The organism is Christiangramia gaetbulicola, from assembly GCF_003054225.1.
GTDB lineage: Bacteria > Bacteroidota > Bacteroidia > Flavobacteriales > Flavobacteriaceae > Christiangramia > Christiangramia gaetbulicola.
In genome coordinates this window covers 156,042-175,163 of sequence record NZ_QBKQ01000002.1, presented here as the reverse complement: position 1 = coordinate 175,163, position 19,122 = coordinate 156,042, and the positions used below count along the sequence as shown (strand labels likewise).

Annotated in this window: 19 protein-coding genes; 15 read left to right on the top strand and 4 right to left on the bottom strand. The window is 38.7% G+C overall.

Going from position 1 to position 19,122, the window contains the following annotated elements; translation table 11 throughout:
* The first annotated feature begins 17 nt into the window (after nt 1-17).
* The 6 genes from C8P64_RS07425 (at nt 18) to C8P64_RS07400 (ending at nt 5,314) form a co-directional block, all read left to right on the top strand.
* Complete coding sequence (locus tag C8P64_RS07425) at nt 18-1,160, top strand: helix-turn-helix domain-containing protein (RefSeq protein ID WP_108171449.1); 1,143 nt, start codon at nt 18-20, stop codon at nt 1,158-1,160.
* A 138-nt stretch (nt 1,161-1,298) separates the two neighbouring features.
* On the top strand, nt 1,299-1,979 hold the full coding sequence (locus C8P64_RS07420) for a DUF6134 family protein (protein ID WP_146167196.1): 681 nt from the start codon (nt 1,299-1,301) through the stop codon (nt 1,977-1,979).
* A gap of 3 nt (nt 1,980-1,982) precedes the next feature.
* The gene (locus C8P64_RS07415; protein WP_108171447.1) at nt 1,983-2,639 is read left to right on the top strand and encodes a CPBP family intramembrane glutamic endopeptidase; all 657 of its coding nucleotides are present in this window, start codon (nt 1,983-1,985) and stop codon (nt 2,637-2,639) included.
* The gene (locus tag C8P64_RS07410) at nt 2,636-3,658 is read left to right on the top strand and encodes an NAD-dependent epimerase/dehydratase family protein (protein WP_108171446.1); all 1,023 of its coding nucleotides are present in this window, start codon (nt 2,636-2,638) and stop codon (nt 3,656-3,658) included. Before C8P64_RS07415 ends, C8P64_RS07410 begins: the two co-directional genes overlap by 4 nt.
* Nucleotides 3,621-4,430 carry an SDR family NAD(P)-dependent oxidoreductase gene (locus tag C8P64_RS07405; protein WP_108171445.1) on the top strand — a complete coding sequence of 270 codons (810 nt, stop codon included), beginning with the start codon at nt 3,621-3,623 and terminating at the stop codon, nt 4,428-4,430. Before C8P64_RS07410 ends, C8P64_RS07405 begins: the two co-directional genes overlap by 38 nt.
* A gap of 23 nt (nt 4,431-4,453) precedes the next feature.
* Nucleotides 4,454-5,314, top strand: a complete 861-nt coding sequence (locus tag C8P64_RS07400) for a DUF6268 family outer membrane beta-barrel protein (RefSeq protein ID WP_146167195.1) — start codon at nt 4,454-4,456, stop codon at nt 5,312-5,314.
* Nucleotides 5,315-5,342: 28 nt separating this feature from the next.
* On the opposite strand, the gene C8P64_RS07395 is transcribed toward C8P64_RS07400, so the two are convergent.
* The 3 genes from C8P64_RS07395 to corA form a co-directional block, all read right to left on the bottom strand.
* The gene (locus C8P64_RS07395) at nt 5,343-5,663 is read right to left on the bottom strand and encodes a hypothetical protein (RefSeq protein WP_108171443.1); all 321 of its coding nucleotides are present in this window, start codon (nt 5,661-5,663) and stop codon (nt 5,343-5,345) included.
* A 78-nt stretch (nt 5,664-5,741) separates the two neighbouring features.
* The gene (locus C8P64_RS07390) at nt 5,742-6,884 is read right to left on the bottom strand and encodes a lactonase family protein (protein WP_108172203.1); all 1,143 of its coding nucleotides are present in this window, start codon (nt 6,882-6,884) and stop codon (nt 5,742-5,744) included.
* 17 nt (nt 6,885-6,901) lie between these two features.
* Complete coding sequence (corA, locus tag C8P64_RS07385; RefSeq protein ID WP_108171442.1) at nt 6,902-7,984, bottom strand: magnesium/cobalt transporter CorA; 1,083 nt, start codon at nt 7,982-7,984, stop codon at nt 6,902-6,904.
* A 222-nt stretch (nt 7,985-8,206) separates the two neighbouring features.
* Here corA and recQ point away from each other — a divergent pair, with 222 nt between their 5' ends.
* Nucleotides 8,207-10,309, top strand: a complete 2,103-nt coding sequence (recQ, locus tag C8P64_RS07380; RefSeq protein ID WP_108171441.1) for a DNA helicase RecQ — start codon at nt 8,207-8,209, stop codon at nt 10,307-10,309.
* Between the two features lies 1 nt (nt 10,310).
* Here recQ and truA read toward each other — a convergent pair whose 3' ends face one another.
* Complete coding sequence (truA, locus tag C8P64_RS07375; protein ID WP_108172202.1) at nt 10,311-11,099, bottom strand: tRNA pseudouridine(38-40) synthase TruA; 789 nt, start codon at nt 11,097-11,099, stop codon at nt 10,311-10,313.
* Nucleotides 11,100-11,294: 195 nt separating this feature from the next.
* Between truA and C8P64_RS07370 the strand changes: the two genes are divergently transcribed.
* The 8 genes from C8P64_RS07370 to C8P64_RS07335 all read left to right on the top strand — a co-directional run bounded on the left by C8P64_RS07370 (nt 11,295) and on the right by C8P64_RS07335 (nt 19,117).
* Nucleotides 11,295-13,472 (top strand): S9 family peptidase, encoded by a 2,178-nt coding sequence (locus C8P64_RS07370; RefSeq protein ID WP_108172201.1) that lies wholly within the window; start codon nt 11,295-11,297, stop codon nt 13,470-13,472.
* A gap of 11 nt (nt 13,473-13,483) precedes the next feature.
* The gene (locus C8P64_RS07365; RefSeq protein ID WP_108171440.1) at nt 13,484-13,972 is read left to right on the top strand and encodes a GyrI-like domain-containing protein; all 489 of its coding nucleotides are present in this window, start codon (nt 13,484-13,486) and stop codon (nt 13,970-13,972) included.
* Nucleotides 13,973-14,803 (top strand): DUF1853 family protein, encoded by an 831-nt coding sequence (locus tag C8P64_RS07360; RefSeq protein WP_108171439.1) that lies wholly within the window; start codon nt 13,973-13,975, stop codon nt 14,801-14,803.
* Nucleotides 14,804-15,292, top strand: coding sequence for a GNAT family N-acetyltransferase (locus C8P64_RS07355; RefSeq protein WP_108171438.1), 489 nt, complete (start codon nt 14,804-14,806; stop codon nt 15,290-15,292). It begins immediately after the preceding gene.
* 13 nt (nt 15,293-15,305) lie between these two features.
* Complete coding sequence (locus C8P64_RS07350) at nt 15,306-16,061, top strand: sulfite exporter TauE/SafE family protein (RefSeq protein ID WP_211307602.1); 756 nt, start codon at nt 15,306-15,308, stop codon at nt 16,059-16,061.
* Between the two features lie 39 nt (nt 16,062-16,100).
* The gene (locus C8P64_RS07345) at nt 16,101-16,979 is read left to right on the top strand and encodes a cation diffusion facilitator family transporter (RefSeq protein ID WP_108171436.1); all 879 of its coding nucleotides are present in this window, start codon (nt 16,101-16,103) and stop codon (nt 16,977-16,979) included.
* Between the two features lie 134 nt (nt 16,980-17,113).
* A complete protein-coding gene (locus tag C8P64_RS07340; protein WP_108171435.1) occupies nt 17,114-18,268 on the top strand; it encodes a baeRF7 domain-containing protein in 1,155 nt (384 codons plus the stop codon).
* 114 nt (nt 18,269-18,382) lie between these two features.
* Nucleotides 18,383-19,117 carry an NYN domain-containing protein gene (locus tag C8P64_RS07335; protein ID WP_108171434.1) on the top strand — a complete coding sequence of 245 codons (735 nt, stop codon included), beginning with the start codon at nt 18,383-18,385 and terminating at the stop codon, nt 19,115-19,117.
* The last annotated feature ends 5 nt before the right edge of the window (nt 19,118-19,122 follow it).

The window sequence follows — 19,122 nt, the reverse complement described above, 5'->3', positions numbered from 1 at the left end:
TAGTACAACCGGCCAAAATGGATCTTACCTCGATCTTAAATTACATTTTAATTATAGCTGCCTTGCAGGGCATTGCTTTTAATATCTTCACTATCCATATTTCCCGGAGAAAAGTGACTACCGCCGTCATTTACCTGAACCTTACCGTGCTGGCTCTATCTCTTAATATTTTACAAGCCTGGTTCTTTAGCGATCATCAACCCGATAATTTCATCCTCAGGAATATCCTTTTTTCATGGGATTTACTCATTTTACCATTTTTTCACGCCTTTCTTGTCTACTACCTCAGAATTGAAGCCAGCATCAGGATCTACGTAAGGTTAAGCCTTTTTATTTTCCTTTTCCTCCTGGCCTCAAGAATGATAACTATTGCAATATCTAAACAGTTCTGGCCTGGAAATGCTAATGAAATGCTCCTTCAATACACAAACCTGGAGGAGATCTTTATCGCTGGTTTTAGTTTGTTCATCTTTATTAAGTGTTACCAGCTCTTATTTACAAAACAACATTCTTATACCTATATCCAGAAATTCGATGATATAAGCTGGTTGAGGAGAATGTGGAAAGTAGGTATATGTATGTTCCTTCTCTGGATCATTGCCATTAGTCTATTCAATCTCACAGGAAATGTCACCGGTTATCAGGTTCTCAGGCTCGGCCTTTCCGGCGTTATCTATTGGATTGGTTACCAGGGCTTCTTCAGGTATCATAAGGCTAATGACCGTATCTCAATTAGAAAGTCTATTTCTGCGAATAAAGCCATCCAAATTGAAAAAAGCAGATCTATAACAGACACTGAATCTAAAAATGAACTTTCTCTAAAACACCAGGCAGATTTTGAAAAGATAGATCGATATTTAATCGAAAAACAACGTTTCCTGGATCCCAACCTGGGCCTTGAAGATCTCGCTGAAGAAATGGAAATGAGTAGCACTCACCTATCCAAGATCATTAATAATCAAAGCGAATATAATTTTTCAGATTATATCAATTCCCTCAGGATCGAACAGGCTAAAAAATTGCTTAAGGATAAGGAATTCTGCAAGTATACAATCGTCGCCATAGGTCTCGAGTGTGGATTCAATTCCCGTTCTACATTTTACTCTGCTTTCAAAAAATTCACTTCCCAGACCCCTTCAAAATACAGGGACGTCTGTTAGTGTCCGGATTTTTTTCTGGACGTCCAGAATCTTACAAATCCCCAAAAATCGGGATATGATCCTGTGCATCTCATTATAAATTTGGGTTATTAATCGATGTGAGATGTCCTCCCCACCTTCATCATAAATAGGGAAATCATGTTACTAATTATTATTATGATCTTAATCGATCGATTCAAACACAGGTTACCAATCCTTGATAATCTTGATCTCGAGAAATACAAGGCTTTTTTTCGGATTGTTCCGGTAGTAATAATTAGCCTATTGCTTACTTCAGGTGTTAAGGGACAGGCAAGCCAGTTGCAATTCAACATTTTAAAGAATGATAAAAGTATTGGCACCCTTAAGATAGAGAAGGTGCAAACCGAGCCATACACAGATTACCAGTTATCCTCTTCTGTTGAAACCTCGTTCATTAAGAAATTCCGCGTAAAAGCTTCTGAAAAATCCCGGTATAAAGACGAACAACTCGTGTACTCATCTGTGAATAGAAGTATTAATAATAAGTCTAATCATCCCAAGGAACTAGTTTATGAAAAGAACCAATACTTTATTGAAGATGCAGATGGAAGACGGGTTTATGATCATCCTGAAATAAATACCAATCTTGTCATACTCTACTTCAAGGAACCTCTCAATTTAAGCTCGGTTTATTGCGATAATCAACAAAGCATGGTCCAGGTTAAGAATCTTGGAGAGAACCGTTATAGAATCGACTTTCCAGATGGCAATGCCAATGTTTTTTACTACGAGCAGGGTGAGTGTGTACAGGTTGATGTTTTCAACAAACTTTTTAAAGTGAAATTATTAAGACAATAGGTCATGGAAACTGTAGATATCATATTGTTAAGTTACGGCGGGTATTTTGGCCTATCCTATTTAAGCTATCAACTTAAAGTTGTAAAGATAGGCGATGCGATAATCCGCGACCTGGGTTTTAAGATCATAAACCTTCGTCATCTCTTAGGTATCGTATTATTTAGCCTTCCGGTTATTCTTTATTTCGATAAGGTAGCCTTCCTACTCAAGGAAAATCCTTTTCAGCAATCATGGAGCATGCTAGGGATCCTTGCTTTGGCAATTATAGCAATTAAGATCTCTACTGCTGAAGCAAGAAGAAAAAAATTAGGATTTAGAGATCCTAAGTTTTCAATAAATAAAGGTTTGATCTACATCGTAATAAGACTGATCTTTCTTTTTTGCTATGAACTTTTCTTTAGAGGTGTCTTATTCATTTTTTGTCTTGAATTGATTGGGTTGATCCCATCAATTTTGATAAATATTTTCCTCTACGCCCTTATCCATATTACCGACTCAAAAAAGGAGATCGTTGGTAGTATTCCATTCGGGATCCTGTTGTGCTTTTTCACTTATTACACCGGCAGTATTTGGCCAGCGTTTTTAATTCATGCGGCTCTTTCGCTTGGGTTTGAAACCATCCTTATCAATCGAAGTCTAACCAAAATTCAGAAATCATGAAAATCTTTCTCACAGGAGCTACTGGCTTCATCGGCTCAAAACTAGCGCTGTACCTGGCTGCTAAAAATCATCAAATAAATGCCCTGGTTAGGGATTTACAATCAAAGAACCTTCCCATTCATGAAAACATCATTTCTTTTAAAGGAGATATAGGTGATCCCGATAGTATCAAAAAAGCTATAGAGGGCTGTGAATATGTGATTCACATGGCTGCCTTTACCGATATCAGATATCGCCATATAGACCGCTTTTACCAGGTCAATGTACAGGGAACCTCGAATGTTCTTTCTGCGGCTATGGAAGCCCAGGTAAAGAAGTTCATTTTTACCAGTAGCATTTCGGTATTCGGAGATGCGCTCTCCGGAGTTCCAATAACTGAAAAACAACCGCGTATGAATGCCTACCATAACGACTATGAACTTACCAAGGTTATGGCTGAAGAACTGGTGAAGGAATATTGCAAAAAGGGTCTGAATTGTACTATTCTAAATGTTGGTAGAGTTTATGGTCCGGGATTCTCAACTTATTCCAATGGGATCAACAAACTTTTCGAGATCATTGAAAAATATAAATGTATGATCTCTCCAGATAAACTAAACACTAAAGCAAGCTATGTATATATAGATGATGTCATAGCCGCACATGAACTTGGACTGAAATTCGAGGACAGTGGTGAGAAGTTCATCATTGGAGGTGAAAATGCCAGTTACGAAAGACTATTCCACCTCATCTTCAAAATATCGGGAACAGAAAAGAAGGTCTTTAAAATAGATTACGAATTCCTGAAAATATTAGGTAAAATACATTCATTCTTTAGCAGATCTGGAGATTACCAAAGCAGTTTGTCCCCAGAGATCCTGGATTTCCTTTTTACTGAAAGAGCAGCTTCTTCACAAAAGGCCCAGAAGATTTTAGGATATAGATATACTGGCCTGGAAGAAGGTCTTCAAAAAACCTCTGAATTCATCAAAAACATACGTCATGAAACCACTTTATTACACATTGATAACAGGAGCTAGCCAGGGTTTTGGAAAGGCCCTGGCCATAGACTGTGCGAAAAGAAATATGAACCTATTTCTTATAGATCTTACCGGAACGGGTTTAAAGGACCTGGCTGTATTCCTTGAAGAAAGTTTCAAAATTAAAGTTCATTTTTTTCATATGGATCTAAGCTCAAAAGCATATTGCGAGAAGTTATTAGAATTTGTTCATCACCAAAAAATAGAATTTAAATTTCTCATCAATAATGCAGGGGTATTGAGCACCGGATTTTTTAATGAGGTAGATATCAATTATTACTTAAAGCAAATAGAAGTTAATATTTCGGCTCCAACACGGCTTATTAAATTATTTTATGATCAGTTGAAGCGTAATTCACCTTCAGGGATACTTAATGTTAGTAGCCTGGCCAGTTACTTCTGCCTACCTACGAAACAGGTTTATGGTGCTACCAAGGCTTACCTTTCGTCTTTATCCAGGAGTCTAAATCTCGAATTCAAAGAAGATCAGATTTGGGTCTCGATAGTATGCCCGGGTGGGATGAATACCAATCCGAAGATGTGTTATAAAAATCGCAATATGGGGTGGTTTGCCAAACTATCGGTCATGGACCCGGAGGAGGTAGCTAAGATCACCATGGATGCTTTCCTGAACAAAAAAGAAGTGATCATCCCGGGGACCATTAATAAATTCTATTTAACTTTAGCTAAGCTTATCCCGCAATCTATTAGCGAGCGTATCACTACCATACAGATGAACCGCTTCAGGGCAGCCGATCTTAGCATTGGATAATATCATTTTGAAATATGCATAGTTTGAAAAGATTAATTCCCGTTCTAATGATCGTATTCGCCTTCCAGGTACGGGCACAATCATTCTTTGATATCGCTAACCTGGGTTACGAGAATATTGCTTATGCTCCCAAGAACTCGGAAAATTTTGGAGTTAACCGGTATTCAGCAAAATTAAACCTTGGTTTAGAGTTGAAGAACGAGGATTACCTGCTTGCATTCTATTCAGGAGAAATCTTTAAATTTCAGGATATTAGTATAGCTGGTAAAGACTTAGACCTTTACGCAAATTTTATTGGAGCCGGTTATCTTCATTTCTGGAATGATAAAAAATGGAACCTGTTGACTCAGGTTCGATTTAAATTCAATTCAGATGAATTCAATCCACGCCTCAAATATGCCCAAACTGGAGGCTGGTTTCTGTTTACTAATAAAAGAAGTGAAAAACTGAACTTTTTCGCCGGTATGTATTTCAACCAGGAAGTTGAAAAAACTCTGATATTTCCCATAGGTGGACTATACTGGATACCCAATAACAAATGGAATCTTTATGTCCTCATTCCGTCAAATATCAGATTTGAATATATCCTGAAAAAAGACAGTTGGTACACCGGAATCGAAAGCGACTGGACCTTGAATTCGTACCGAGTTCATAAGAATCCCTCGATTTACTATTTCCGAAAAGAAACACTTAATACCTCTGTTTTTATCGAAAAACAATTTTCTAAAAGCATAGTAGTTTTCGGAAAACTGGGTAACTACCAGCTGAATGATTTTGAAGCTTATGATCTTCAGAATAATCTGATCCCGAATTCCAGCCTCGATTCAAACCTTATAGATAACCTTAGCTTACAGGTTGGCATGGCATTTCGTCTTCGGGATTAGGGATTCAGTTAGAACTTCTGTTTTAAAGCTATTTGTTAACGATCCCAATCACTTCACCATTGCTGCAGTTTATACGCAATAATTCTTTACTGCTTAAACCATACAAACCGGAGGGAACCCTGTAATCTCCTTTACCATCATGGGCCACGACCATGATGATCTCAACCCCGCTTCGGGGATCTACCAACGGACTTTTACACGAGGTGTCATCAAAGCTTACACCGGATTTTGGTTCAAAAGCTACAGGAGTGTCTGTGGCTGGTCTTACCGATTTTTCATTAAAATTTTGTGTAGTTCCACAACCGAACAAAAAGGCCAGAAATAGCAGGCCAGAAAAAGCTCTTTTCATCTGATTTCAGAAATTAAATTATCATTGAAATTAAGCAAAATTTCAATTCAAATTACTGATAATCAGATCTCTGAGAAATTATTTTACAAATTCAAGACATACTGGTGTTTTAACCTGGAATACAGGTTCCTGGGGCTTTAACTTGCCAGTATCTTCATTGATCTTGTAGGTAGTGATATTCCCGGTATCCTGGCTGGCGGCATATAGATATTTGCCATATGGTGAAATAGCAAAATTTCTAGGTGTCTTTCCAGCTACGGGAACATAATCTACATGAGTTAATTTTCCTGAATCAGAATTGATCTGAAAGATAGCGATGCTATTATGCCCACGGTTAGATGTATATAAAAATTTACCAGAAGGATGAATATGGATATCGGCAGCAGAATTAGGCTGGATAAAACTATCGGGCAAAGCCGAAATATTCTGAAGATGATCCAGGCTACCGTCACTTTTTACAGCAAAAGCACTCACTGTGCTATTCAATTCATTAACCGAATATAAAAAGCTTCCATTCTTGGCAAAGCTCAAATGCCTTGGACCAGCCCCCTTTTCTAATGTAACTGCGTTCTGTTTATGAGGTTCTAGTTTGCCGGTCATAATATTAAAGCGGTAGACCCATATTTTATCGTTACCAAGATCGGCTATATAAGCATAACGGTTATCCCCGCTTATTTTTACAGAATGTGCATGTGCAGAATCTGAATTTTCCAGTTTTAGCTCCTGACTTTTTTCAAGGCTTCCGTCAGACCCTATCTTGTAGACCATGACTACACCACCCATATAATTGCTTACGAACGCGAATTTACCTGATCTATCCAGAGCTATGTGACAGGGTGCAAAACCGCCAGTACCGAGTTTTCCAATACTTTTTAAAGATCCGTCTTCCTGAATTTCAAAAGAATGCACAACTCCACTATCTCCATCCTGAGGACCTAATTCACTTACGGCATAAACGTATTTACCCATCTTACCAACTTTCACAAAAGATGGATTGATCATTTCGGCCGCGGTACAAACAAAGTTCAGGTTTCCGGTATTAGGGTCCTGATTCAAAAGATAAATTCCTTTGGCTTTTCCATCCACATGCCCTTCTTTCCTGGTATAGGTCCCAACATATATTTTATTGATAGTATCTTTTCGCTGAACCATATCTGCCTGTGCTTTCATAGGAGTAAAACAGAATAAAGATAACAGGGTAAATAGCATCAAATTTTTCATAACTCTAGATTTGTGTTTTATAACCATTTTTTTCTTTTGAAATAATAAAGCATCAATAAGAAAATGATGATCATCACCCCCCAGAGTACAAAGTAGCTATATTTCCATTGCAATTCTGGTATATACTCAAAATTCATCCCGTAGATTCCCGCAATGAAGGTAAGCGGAATAAAAATACTCGCCATGATAGTAAGTACCTTCATCACCTCGTTCATTTTATTACTAATGGTCGTCATATAAAGATCCATAAGACCCCAGATCATTTCTCTATAAATATCTATATGTTCTGAAATCTGAATGATATGGTCATGAAGATCCCTTATATAATTTATGGTACTATCTTCTATGAGACGGGTATCCATCTTTTCTAACCTGCTTACCACTTCTCTTAAAGGAAAAACAGATCTTCTTATTCGTAATATTGTTTGTTTTAGATCCTGGATCTCCTGGGTGACATTATCATTGGGTTTATTAATGAACAAACTTGCTTCCATCTCCTCTATCCGGTCACTTATATCATCTATCACCAGGAAGTAGTTATCTATAATAGAATCTAGCAAAGCGAACATGAGATAATCTGCAGATCTGCCCCGAATCCTTCCTTTACCGGTCTCAAGTCGCTCTCTAACGGGATCGAAAACATCCCCGTCTGATTCCTGAAAGGTCAATAGGTAATTTTTACCAACGATCATGCTAATATGTTCATTCTCGATAGACCCATTTTTGTAGTACAGCATTTTGGCCACGATAAAAAGATAGTCTTCATATTCCTCCACTTTCGGTCTTTGCCCGGTGTTCACTATATCTTCCATCACCAGCGGGTGAAGTTCATAATATTCGCCCAGCTTTTCTATTTCCTTTACATTACTCAGACCATCTATATTGAACCAGGTAATTCTTTCCTCGTCAACGAATTTGAAAGCATCCTCGGTAGAAGTAGAAGTAAATCTTTCATATTGCTGAAGATTATAATCTATTACATCAAGTTTGGTTTCGCCAGAATCCTTGGTTCCCACGTAGGTCATGGTACCCGGGATCTGGTTTACAGTTTTAGTATTCTTGGGACGGCGAAGCAAGGATTTAGGTCTTTTAAGAGCCATATATGAGTATTTAAAAGCAATTTAATCAATAAGGTCAAATTCCAGCACTTGAAATCTTCCAATTATAAAAAGCATTTAACCGAATTAATTTTTGATAAATGTAAGAATAATCCGCTAACACAAGGATTTTAGATCATCTGGAGCTTTTCTTTTTTGAAAAATAAAACTGAATTGAAGTTTAGAAATTGAATAAAATCTACTCTTAATTTTACCTTTGCGGCTATGAAAGAAGCTGTGTTGTTAGATACCCTGAAAGAATATTTTGGTTACGAGAGTTTTAGACCTCTTCAGAAAAAGATCATAGAATCTGTTTTTGACGGAAAGGACAATCTGGTCATTATGCCCACCGGTGGTGGTAAGTCTATTTGCTATCAGTTACCAGGGATTTTGCTTCCAGAGATCACCCTGGTCATTTCTCCGCTTATTGCCTTAATGAAAGACCAGGTGGACGGGTTAAATGCCAATGGGGTTCCCGCGGCTTACTTAAATAGCAGTCAGGATGAAGCAGATAAACAGGCTATTTTTCAAAAGATCGATAATAAGGAGATCAAATTATTATATGTCGCACCTGAAAGCCTTCAGTTCGTAGACAGGTTCCTTACCGATGGTAAGGTAAGCCTAATTGCCATCGACGAGGCACATTGTATCTCGAGCTGGGGCCATGATTTCAGGCCGGCCTATACTCAGCTGGGTTATTTAAAAAACCGCTTCCCTTCTACCCCGGTTCTGGCACTAACCGCTACTGCAGATAAAGCTACCCGAAACGATATCTGTAAACAGCTAAATATCCCGAATGCTAAAAAACATGTGGCTTCTTTTGACCGGAAGAACCTGAGTCTGGAGGTTAAACAAGGTATTAAACGTTTTGAACAGATCTCCGATTTTTTAAAGAACCGAAAAAAGGAAAGTGGTATCATCTATTGTTTAAGCCGGAAGACCACTGAAGAACTTGCTTCGAAATTAAAAGTAAAGGGTTTTAAGGCAGAAGCTTATCACGCCGGGCTGGATCACCTGGAGCGATCACAGATCCAGGATGATTTCATCAATGACGAAAAACAGATCATCTGCGCGACCATCGCTTTTGGGATGGGCATCGATAAATCGAATATCCGCTGGGTGATACATTACAATATGCCGAAGAACCTGGAAGGTTATTACCAGGAAATTGGCCGGGCAGGAAGGGATGGATTGCCATCAGACACGCTCCTCTTCCATAGTTACTCTGATGTGATCCAGCTTCAGAAATTCGCATCGAATGCCAAAAACGAAGAAGTTCAGCTGGCTAAATTGGATAGGATGAAGCAATATTCTGAAGCGCTGAGTTGTCGCCGAAAGATCCTGCTAAGCTATTTTGGAGAATACCTGGAGGAAGATTGCGGTAACTGTGATATTTGCCGGAATCCCCCTGAATTCTTCGACGGAACGGTCATAGCACAAAAAGCGCTTTCCTGTATCTTCAGGCTGAAAGCTTCTGAACCAATTTCGGCGGTGATCGATGTGCTTCGAGGTTCCCAGAACGAAGTAGTAAGAAGAAATAATTACCAGGAACTTTCCACGTACGGGATCGGGAAAGATATATCCTGGCATCACTGGCAGCAATACATCATTCAGCTCATTAATTTAGGATATGTAGAGATCGCTTTCGACCGCAACAATCGACTGCAACTTACAGAACAGGCTAAAAAAGTTCTATTCGAAAAAGAAAAAGTTTACCTCGCCGACGTCAAGGATAAAAAACCACAGGCACATGCTGAAAAAACAACTACTGCAAATAATTCGTTATTCGAAAGGTTAAGGCAATTGCGTCTGGAAATTGCCCGCGAAGAGGATATTCCAGCTTACCTCATCTTTAATGACGCTGCCTTAAAGGATATGGAAAAGCAACGACCAATGTCAGATTCCGAGTTCATGCTTATTAATGGAGTTGGAAGAAAGAAAATGGAAGATTATGGTTTCAGATTTATAAAGGAGATCATTGCTTTCAGCAAGGAAAAAAGAGAAAAGAAAACAAAAAAGAAGACAAAGAAAGGAAATACTTTAAAAGAAACCCTGTCTCTTTATAAAAATGGTTTGAGTGTGGAAGAGATCGCCAAAGAACGCGGCGTTGCCAGAAATACCATATTCTCGCATTTAATAAAACTCTATGATGAAGGTGAGGAAGTGAACCTGAAGCAATTCGTACCAAAATCTGAGCTTCAATCCATTAAGACTGCCAAAAAGAAACTGGATAATCCCAGCGGACTAAGGACTTATTTTGAACATTTTGAAGAAGCTATTCCGTATGAAACCATCAAGATCTCATTAAAGATCCTGGAAAAGGAATAGGTCAATCGAACTCGATCTTATTCAAAATTAATCCGGAAGCCGGGGCGATATAGTCCATTTGTAATTCGGGACTATCAGGTTTTAAACTATTCCTGATATCCTCAAGGCTTAATTCTCCCCTGCCAACCAGTACAAGGCTGCCCATCATCAACCTAACCTGGTGGCGCAAAAATCCGGAGGCATGGATATGGAAAATATAAGAACGCTCCGGGAAGAAATTAGCCGTATATTCAGTATTCTCTACTAGTTCAGATTTGATCATCTCTCTCTCGAAAGTGCTCTTATCTGAAACCCGAACGCAATAGTTCTTAAAATTATGTTTTCCCTGGAATAAGCTTGCGGCTTCCTTCATTTTTTCAATATCCAGATCTTCCTGGAAATTCGCCATAAAGGGAGCGCAAAAAGGATGAAACTTGTCCCCTACACTAAACAAATAGGCATATTCCTTGGTTTTGGAATGCTGGATAATATTGAACTTTTCATCTACTTCTTCTATACTTAATGCCCTAATATCCTGGGGAAGGTTTTTGTTGAAATCTTTCAGAAATTCGTCCAGGTCTTCAAGAGGTTCATGATCAAGGAATAATTCAAAAGCAGATTCTTCTGCAGAAACCATGGCATCTGTCCTGCTGGTCCCAAGAATTTTACATTTGGCCTCAGGCATGACCCATCTCAAGGTTTTGGTGATCAAACCTTCCACCGTTTTTACATCCGGTTGCTTTTGCCAGCCATGCAAACGGTAACCTAAGTACTGAATCTTGATAAAGTAGTAGAATCGCTTTCGGAACAAATCTTGGATTTTGGCCAAAGATATTCATAATAATCTGTAAAACTAAGTCCGTTAGAGGCCATAATAAAAGGCGAAGCATAGATAGCAGGGATATAATTATCCTGAAATTCCAAAAAGGTTTACTAAGTGAAGATTTTATTATTCTGGATAGCCCTTTTTATTTTTTATCTTGCTTATTCAAACAAAAAGATCCGCATGAAAAAGTCCCTGCATTTATTTTTCCTCGTCACTTTTATTAGTCTTACTGCTATTGCGCAGGTAGAAAAAGAAATCGTTACCAAAAAAGATTATGAAAGGGCGGTTCAATTTTTAGGTGATAATACAGATGCCCTGGTCTATAGAAAGTACGTTAGTCCCACCTGGCTGGATAATGAAAATTTCTGGTACCAGGTATCCACAAATAACGGAGAGGAATATGTTCTGGTAAATGCGAAAGAGGGCTCCAGACAAATTGCAAATTCGCTGGAAAGTTTACTTGCCGGAACTAAGCTCGGCAACAAAATAAATAATACTACGCACACAAGTTCAGAAATGGTCTCGCCGGATGGCAAAAAGGTTGCATTTATAAAAGACTGGAACCTCTGGATGCGAAACCTTGAAACCGGGAAAGAAACTCAGCTAACCACCAATGGAATCGAAAATTACGGCTATGCCACAGATAATGCCGGCTGGAGAAAAAGCGACAAGCCGATCTTGCTCTGGTCGCCAGATTCCAAAAAAATCGCTACCTACCGCCAAGATCAAAGACATGTGAGTGATATGTACCTGGTTACCACAAATGTTGGCGCTCCAGAATTGCGAAAATGGAAATATCCTTTGCCTCAGGATGAAAAAGTGATTCAGATAGAAAGAGTAATCATAGATACAGAGAATAAAGAGGTTCTAAAATTAAATATTGAGCCAGATCCTCGCAGGGGAACCCTTTGTGATGATATTAGTTGCTCTGGTAGTTTCGATGATAATGAATGGAGTAATGACTCCACAAGACTATATTTCGTTTCGACGTCCAGAGACCATAAATCGGCAAAGCTTAGAATGGCCAATGCCAGCACCGGAGAAGTGAAAGAAATATTTGAAGAAAAAGTAGCTACGCAGTATGAATCTGGCCAGGATAAGATCAACTGGAGTTACCTGGATGCATCCAATGAGATCATCTGGTATTCTGAAAGAGACGATTATGGACATCTTTATTTATATAATGCTGAAACCGGTAAATTAAAGAACCAGATCACTAAAGGAAAATTTGTGGTCACTCAGGTCTCTTATATCGATGAGGAAGAAAAAGAGATCTATTTTATGGCTAACGGAAAAAATAAGGAAGAGAATCCATATTTCAGTCATTTGTATAAAATAGACCTTTCCGGCAAAAATTTAAAAAACCTTACTCCGGAAAAAGGAACACATTCTATCCACTGGTCTCCAGATCATGAATATTTTGTGGATAATTATTCTACTCCAACCAAACCAAATATAGCTGTTCTAAGAAATAGCGATGTAAAATTAATAACCCAACTCGAAGAGGAAAATATTCAGGCTTTGAAAGAAAATGGCTGGAAGGCACCCGAAGAGTTTACTGTGAGATCTGCGAATGGAGAATGGGATCTTTACGGACTCATGTTTACTCCAACAAACCTTGATAAAACTAAAAAGTACCCGATAATAAATTATATCTATCCTGGACCGCAGGGAGGTAGTATTCGTGGCTGGTCTTTTAAAACTTCTCGAAGGGATCATCAGGCGCTTGCCGAACTGGGATTTGTAGTGTTCGTGCTTGAAGGTACCTGTAACCCGGGAAGAGAAAAATCTTTCCACGATGCCTGTTACGGGAGCCTTTCAGAAAATACCTTACCAGATCAGATAAGCGGGATCAAACAGTTATCTAAAAAATATTCTTTTATGGACACTTCCAGAATTGGTGTTTGGGGACATTCCGGTGGCGGTTCGGCCACCGTAGCGGCAATGTTCAAATATCCCGATTTCTATCAGGTTGGAATTGCCGAATCTGGGAATCATGATAACAGGAATTATGAGGATGTTTGGGGAGAAAGATATATAGGCTTGATGGGGGAAGATCCAGATAGTACTTCAGCCTATATTTATGATGCCAATGCTCAGTATGCCGAAAATTTAAAAGGAAAATTAATGCTTATACATGGCGCCATGGACGATAACGTACCTCCATATCATACTTATCTGGTCGTGGATGCTCTCATCAAAGCAAATAAAGATTTTGACCTAATAGTTCTCCCGCATGCAAGACATAGCTACGGCGATGATTCTTATTATGTGATGCGCAGAAGATGGGACTATTTCGTGGAGAACCTTAAAGGAGCCACTCCCCCTGAAAATTTCAAGATCGATCTCAAAAAATAATCAAGCTCTATATGAAAGACCCGGAAATAGTTGAAATGGAAGCTAAAAAACTTATGGGAATTAGCCTGCATACCAGTCTTACCGATGACAAGACCGCGCTTCTCTGGAAAAGATTCATGAAGCAGAAAAAAGAGATCAGCAATACCAAAAGCGATGATCTATTTTCAGTTCAGGTGTATGATGAGGGATTCATGAAAGGTCAATTCAATTCTCAATCGATCTATGAGAAATGGGCTGCCCTGGAAGTAGAAGATTATTCTGAGCTAAAGGAAGGCCTTAAGGGATTGAAATTACCTGGTGGGCTTTATGCTGTGTTCACCCATGAAGGCACCTCCAAGGAATTTGCTGAAACTGCAAAATTCATTTTCGATGAATGGATACCAGCTTCTCAATATAGCCTCGATAACCGGCCGCATTTCGAAGTTCTGGGTGAAGAATATAAAGGACCAGAAAATCCCGATTCAAAGGAAAAGATCTGGATCCCAATCAAGAAAGATTAAATGAATAACCTGGAAATTCTAGATCAATTCAAAGGTTTTCTAAATACCAAAGACATTTTCAGCTCGCAAACTGGAGCCATAAAGCAGTTCGAATTTCCTGAGATAAAGATTACTGATACCTTATTGCAAGATCTAAATGAGCTGGACCATCCCCGGAATTCTGTTTTGGGAAAGCGTATGGAAAGTTTCTTCGAAAACGCGATAAAACATAGTTCCAGGTATGAGTTGATCGCTTCAAACCTTCAGATCATAGAAGATAAAAGAACTATTGGTGAACTGGATTTCCTGGTGTTTGATAAAGAATGCTCTAAACCTCTGCATATAGAACTGGTTTATAAGCTCTACGTCTATGACCCTAATCTTTCCCCAGAAATCAATAAGTGGATTGGTCCAAACAGAAGAGATAGTTTTCCGGAAAAACTGGACAAATTGAACTCGCGGCAATTCCCGCTATTATATAAACCTGAAGCTCAAAATTATTTACAGGAACTCAACCTGAATTTAGATAAAATCGAACAACAACTTTGTTTTAAGGCCCAGTTATTTTTACCCGATAATTCAGTTTTTCATCAAAATCCTATGATAAATCTGAATTGTATAACCGGAAAGTGGTTTCCCTTATTGAATTTTAAAAATATGGGATGGGAGAATAATTTGTTCTATAGTCCGCAAAAGAAAGACTGGAGTTGTGATCCTGGCCGTAATTCAGACTGGTATGGATATGATGAATTAATTAATAATGTTGAACAATTATTTGAAAGAAAGAAAGCTCCTCTGGTATGGATGAAAACCAAAGATTCCTTTCATAGTTTTTTTATAGTTTGGTGGTAAATGATTAGAAACATTATATCTACAGATGCTCCAGAGATCCTCAATATTTACGAACTGGGCTTGGAAACGCGCAATGCGACTTTTGAAACCAGGGTACCAACCTGGGAAGAATGGGATAAAAAACATCATTCTCATTCAAGACTGGTATTTTTTGAAAATGATATGATCAAAGGCTGGGCTGCCCTTGCTCCTTTTTCCATGAGAGAAGTCTATCGGGGAGTTGCCGAGCTAAGCATTTATATTCATCCGGAACATTCAGGAAAAGGAATAGGTTCCCAATTAATGCGGGGATTGATAGCATCTTCTGAAAAAAACCTTATCTGGACCTTATTTTCCAGTGTCTTCCCAGAGAACGAAGCTACTGTTAAGCTTCATACTAAATTTGGTTTTAAGCTTCTGGGAAGAAGAGAAAAGATCGCTCAACTGGATGGGATCTGGCGGGATACGCTCATTTTTGAGAGAAGAAGTAAAATCGTAGGTATAGATTAAAGCATAGATCGCTGTGATAGAATTATTCCAGGACATCAATATTTTATATTTAATAATCCTGTTTTTCGCGGGATTGATCGCTTTTACTATTTCTACAGTATCCGGAGGTGGTGGGGCCCTTATCCTGGTACCCCTGTTAAATTTCATGCTGGGCACTACAAAGATTGCTCCTGTCCTAAACCTGGGAACTTTTATTGGAAGACCGGCAAGGCTTATTTTATTCTGGAAACATATCAACTGGAAAGTCTTTTGGTATTATGTGCCGGCAGCAATGCTTGGAGCATGGGTTGCAGGATGGTTCTTTACTAGCGTAGATGCGTCATGGTTACAGATCCTGGTAGGCCTGTTTCTTATAAGTACTATTTTTCAGTATCGCTTCGGAAAGAAGGAAAGATCATTTCCAGTTCACTTGTGGTATTTAATTCCTCTTGGTTTTCTAGTTTCCGTTTTAGGAACGATCATAGGTGCTCTTGGTCCAATTTTGAATCCATTCTACCTCAATCTTGGATTAGATAAAGAAGAATTGGTTGCTACTAAAACTGTGAATTCATTTTTTCTCGGGATATCGCAAATTGGCAGTTATGCCTTTTTCGGATTGCTATATAAAGAATTATGGATCTACGGGATAGCTCTTGGTTTGGGTGCTGTAGTGGGTAATATTATTGGCAAAAAATTCCTTTCCAGAATGAAGAGTAGTACTTTCCGTAAACTGCTTATCCTTTTTATGGTCGTTAGCGGAATTTTACTCATTTATAACCAATTGAAGTAACTTATTATTATAATTTTGTAATCTCCAAAAAACTACGTTATGCAGCCGGGTTACCGGGAAGCCGTTAAAGCCTCCTATTTTAGCATCGCAGGAAACGCCCTTTTAGCAATTGCAAAAGCGGTTACCGGTATTTTTGGAAATTCCTATGCGTTAATTGCGGATGCTATTGAATCTACCACTGATGTTTTTTCGTCCCTTCTGGTACTTCTTGGTTTAAGATATGCCAATAAACCGGCAGATGAAAATCACCCTTATGGCCACGGTAAGGCAGAGCCGCTCATTACTTTTATGGTGGTAGGTTTCCTAATAGTTTCGGCTACGGTAATTGCATATGAAAGTATCGAGAATATACAGACGCCGCATGAAGTTCCGGAACCATATACCCTTATAGTTCTGCTGGCGATTATTCTAATAAAAGAAGTTTCATACAGATTTGTTTCAAAAAAAGGAACTGAGACCAATAGCTCTGCTCTTAAAGCAGACGCCTGGCATCACCGTAGCGATGCCATAACTTCCCTGATGGCTTTTATAGGGATCTCCATAGCCCTTTACATGGGCAAGGGTTATGAAAATGCAGACGACTGGGCCGCCTTATTCGCTTCGGGCTTTATCCTTTTCAACGCCTATCTCATTTTAAGACCCGCATTGGGTGAAGTGATGGATGAACATCGTTATGAGGATGTGGAATTAGAGATCAGGGAGATCGCCCAACAGATTGATGGAGTTGTGGAAACTGAAAAATGTTTTATCAGAAAAACTGGAATGACCTATCATGTTGACCTTCACATCGCGGTAGATGCAGAAATAAGCGTTAAGTCTGGTCATGATATCGCACACCGGGTTAAAGACGGTATCCTGGAGAAACTTCCACAGGTTGCTGATGTTCTCATTCATGTTGAACCAGATGACGAACTATAAACCTTATTAGCTCGTTTAAAAAAACTTTCATACTTATTAAGAAATATTTAGCACAACACAGCCACTGCAGGCTTTGATGTGGCTTTGTTAAGGCGTATCTTAAAGGTTCAAATTAACCGAAAAATAAATTAGATATGTCGATGATTAATGAGCAAGAATTTAAAAAACTGGCTAACGTAAAGAACGATACCTGTGTTTCTATTTTTATTCCAACACAGCGAGCCGGGAAAGAGGTACTCGAAGAAAAGAATAAAAAGCATTTACATTCTGAATGGGTGCAAATACGCAAAAAACTGAAAGAAGATAATGTTGAAGAAAATACCATAGAGAAAATAGGAAAACCTATCGAATCGCTTTTGGAAAACCGTAATTTCTGGAGACACCAGAGTGATGGGCTAGCCATTTTCGCTTCTCCAGACTTTTTTGAAAGCTATACCTTACCGGTAAACTTTGAAGCTTACCATTATATTTCAAACGAGTTTTATGTAAAACCACTGGTACCAGCGATGACCGGCGATGGAAAATTCAACATTCTGGCCATACAGTTGGAGAAAGTGAGCTTATTTGAAGCCTCTAGATACAGCATAGCGCCTGTAGAGATCGAAGACCTCACCCCTTCCCGTCTGGAAGAAAGAGTTGGTTTCGATTTTAAAGAAAAGGCCTTACAGTTCAGAACTCAGGGAGAAGGTGGTGAAAAGACGCAGTTTCATGGCCATGGAGGTAGCGAACGTGATGAAAAAACCGAGATCAAGCAATTTTTTAGAGCCGTAGACCAGGGCTTAAAGGATTATCTGACCAAAGAGAAATTACCGCTAGTGGTATATTGCCAGGATTACCTGTTTTCAATTTATAAAGATGCTAACACTTATAATCATTTGATGGATCAGGTTATTCCTGGGAATCCAAATGATACTGATCTTTTAGGTATTCATCAAAAAGCATTGGAAGTAGTCGAACCTTATCTTAACGAGAACAGGGATAAGAAAATTGAGAAATATAAAGAACAAAGTCAGACAGAGAATACTACATCGGCGGTTAGCGATATCATTTCTGCCGTTTATCAGGGTAAGGTAGATACGTTATTCATTGAAAACCGCGCAGAGATCTGGGGTGATTATCATGAGGACGAAATGAAGGTGGAATTTTCAGACGATAACACAAATGGAAGCATTTCCTTATTAAATCTCGCTGCTAAAAAAACCATCGAAATGGGCGGAAAAGTCTATCTCGTAGAACATGAATTCATGCCGCAGAAAAAATCAAAAATGAATGCTTTATTAAGATTCTAGCATGAAACCGGGCCTGTAACTAACTTACAGGCCCTTTTTAATATATTTTATACCTGAAGAGAAGGGACTAATATTTTTAATCTTAACTTTAGTCGCCCAAATAAAACGTAATTAATGGAAACTAATTTAGCTGTACTTATAGACGGCGATAATATACCATCTGCCCACGTAAAGGAAATGATGGAAGAGATTGCCAAATATGGCAACCCTACGATCAAAAGAATTTATGGTGACTGGACCAAACCGCATCTAAACAAATGGAAGAACGTCCTTTTGGAGAATGCGATACATCCTATTCAGCAATACGGCTATACCCAGGGAAAGAACGCAACAGATTCTGCCATGATCATAGACGCTATGGATATTCTTTACTCTAACAAAGTTGATGGATTTTGCCTGGTTTCAAGTGATTCAGATTTTACCCGTTTAGCTACAAGGCTTAGAGAAGCTGGTAAGAAAGTGATCGGGATCGGTGAGAAAAAAACTCCAGACCCTTTTATTGTCGCCTGCGATAAGTTCATCTATATCGAGATCTTAAAGCATAATACCAAGGAATCGGAAAACGGAAAAAGTAAAGAGAAAGACAATAGAAAACAAAATCTCGATAAGATCACCCCTAGTGTGGTAAGACTTATTTCACAAACGATTTCTGATGTCGCCGACGAAGATGGATGGGCATTCCTGGGAGATGTGGGAAGTTTACTTCAGAAAAAGCAGCCTAATTTTGATTCCAGGAACTACGGATTTCAAAAGCTGACTCCAATGATCAATTCTATAGATAAATTCGAGATCGAATCAAGGGAAAACGCTAATTCAAAATTCAAATTGATCTACGTAAGAAACAAATAAACTGT

Excerpts from the sequence above, each read along its gene's own strand:
- C8P64_RS07425 (WP_108171449.1), top strand. The coding sequence starts at position 18 with ATGGATCTTACCTCGATCTTAAATTACATTTTAATTATAGCTGCCTTG.
- C8P64_RS07420 (WP_146167196.1), top strand. The coding sequence starts at position 1,299 with ATGTTACTAATTATTATTATGATCTTAATCGATCGATTCAAACACAGG.
- C8P64_RS07415 (WP_108171447.1), top strand. The coding sequence starts at position 1,983 with ATGGAAACTGTAGATATCATATTGTTAAGTTACGGCGGGTATTTTGGC.
- C8P64_RS07410 (WP_108171446.1), top strand. The coding sequence starts at position 2,636 with ATGAAAATCTTTCTCACAGGAGCTACTGGCTTCATCGGCTCAAAACTA.
- C8P64_RS07405 (WP_108171445.1), top strand. The coding sequence starts at position 3,621 with ATGAAACCACTTTATTACACATTGATAACAGGAGCTAGCCAGGGTTTT.
- C8P64_RS07395 (WP_108171443.1), bottom strand. The coding sequence starts at position 5,663 with ATGAAAAGAGCTTTTTCTGGCCTGCTATTTCTGGCCTTTTTGTTCGGT.
- C8P64_RS07390 (WP_108172203.1), bottom strand. The coding sequence starts at position 6,884 with ATGAAAAATTTGATGCTATTTACCCTGTTATCTTTATTCTGTTTTACT.
- corA (WP_108171442.1), bottom strand. The coding sequence starts at position 7,984 with ATGGCTCTTAAAAGACCTAAATCCTTGCTTCGCCGTCCCAAGAATACT.
- recQ (WP_108171441.1), top strand. The coding sequence starts at position 8,207 with ATGAAAGAAGCTGTGTTGTTAGATACCCTGAAAGAATATTTTGGTTAC.
- C8P64_RS07370 (WP_108172201.1), top strand. The coding sequence starts at position 11,295 with ATGAAAAAGTCCCTGCATTTATTTTTCCTCGTCACTTTTATTAGTCTT.
- C8P64_RS07365 (WP_108171440.1), top strand. The coding sequence starts at position 13,484 with ATGAAAGACCCGGAAATAGTTGAAATGGAAGCTAAAAAACTTATGGGA.
- C8P64_RS07360 (WP_108171439.1), top strand. The coding sequence starts at position 13,973 with ATGAATAACCTGGAAATTCTAGATCAATTCAAAGGTTTTCTAAATACC.
- C8P64_RS07355 (WP_108171438.1), top strand. The coding sequence starts at position 14,804 with ATGATTAGAAACATTATATCTACAGATGCTCCAGAGATCCTCAATATT.
- C8P64_RS07345 (WP_108171436.1), top strand. The coding sequence starts at position 16,101 with ATGCAGCCGGGTTACCGGGAAGCCGTTAAAGCCTCCTATTTTAGCATC.
- C8P64_RS07340 (WP_108171435.1), top strand. The coding sequence starts at position 17,114 with ATGTCGATGATTAATGAGCAAGAATTTAAAAAACTGGCTAACGTAAAG.
- C8P64_RS07335 (WP_108171434.1), top strand. The coding sequence starts at position 18,383 with ATGGAAACTAATTTAGCTGTACTTATAGACGGCGATAATATACCATCT.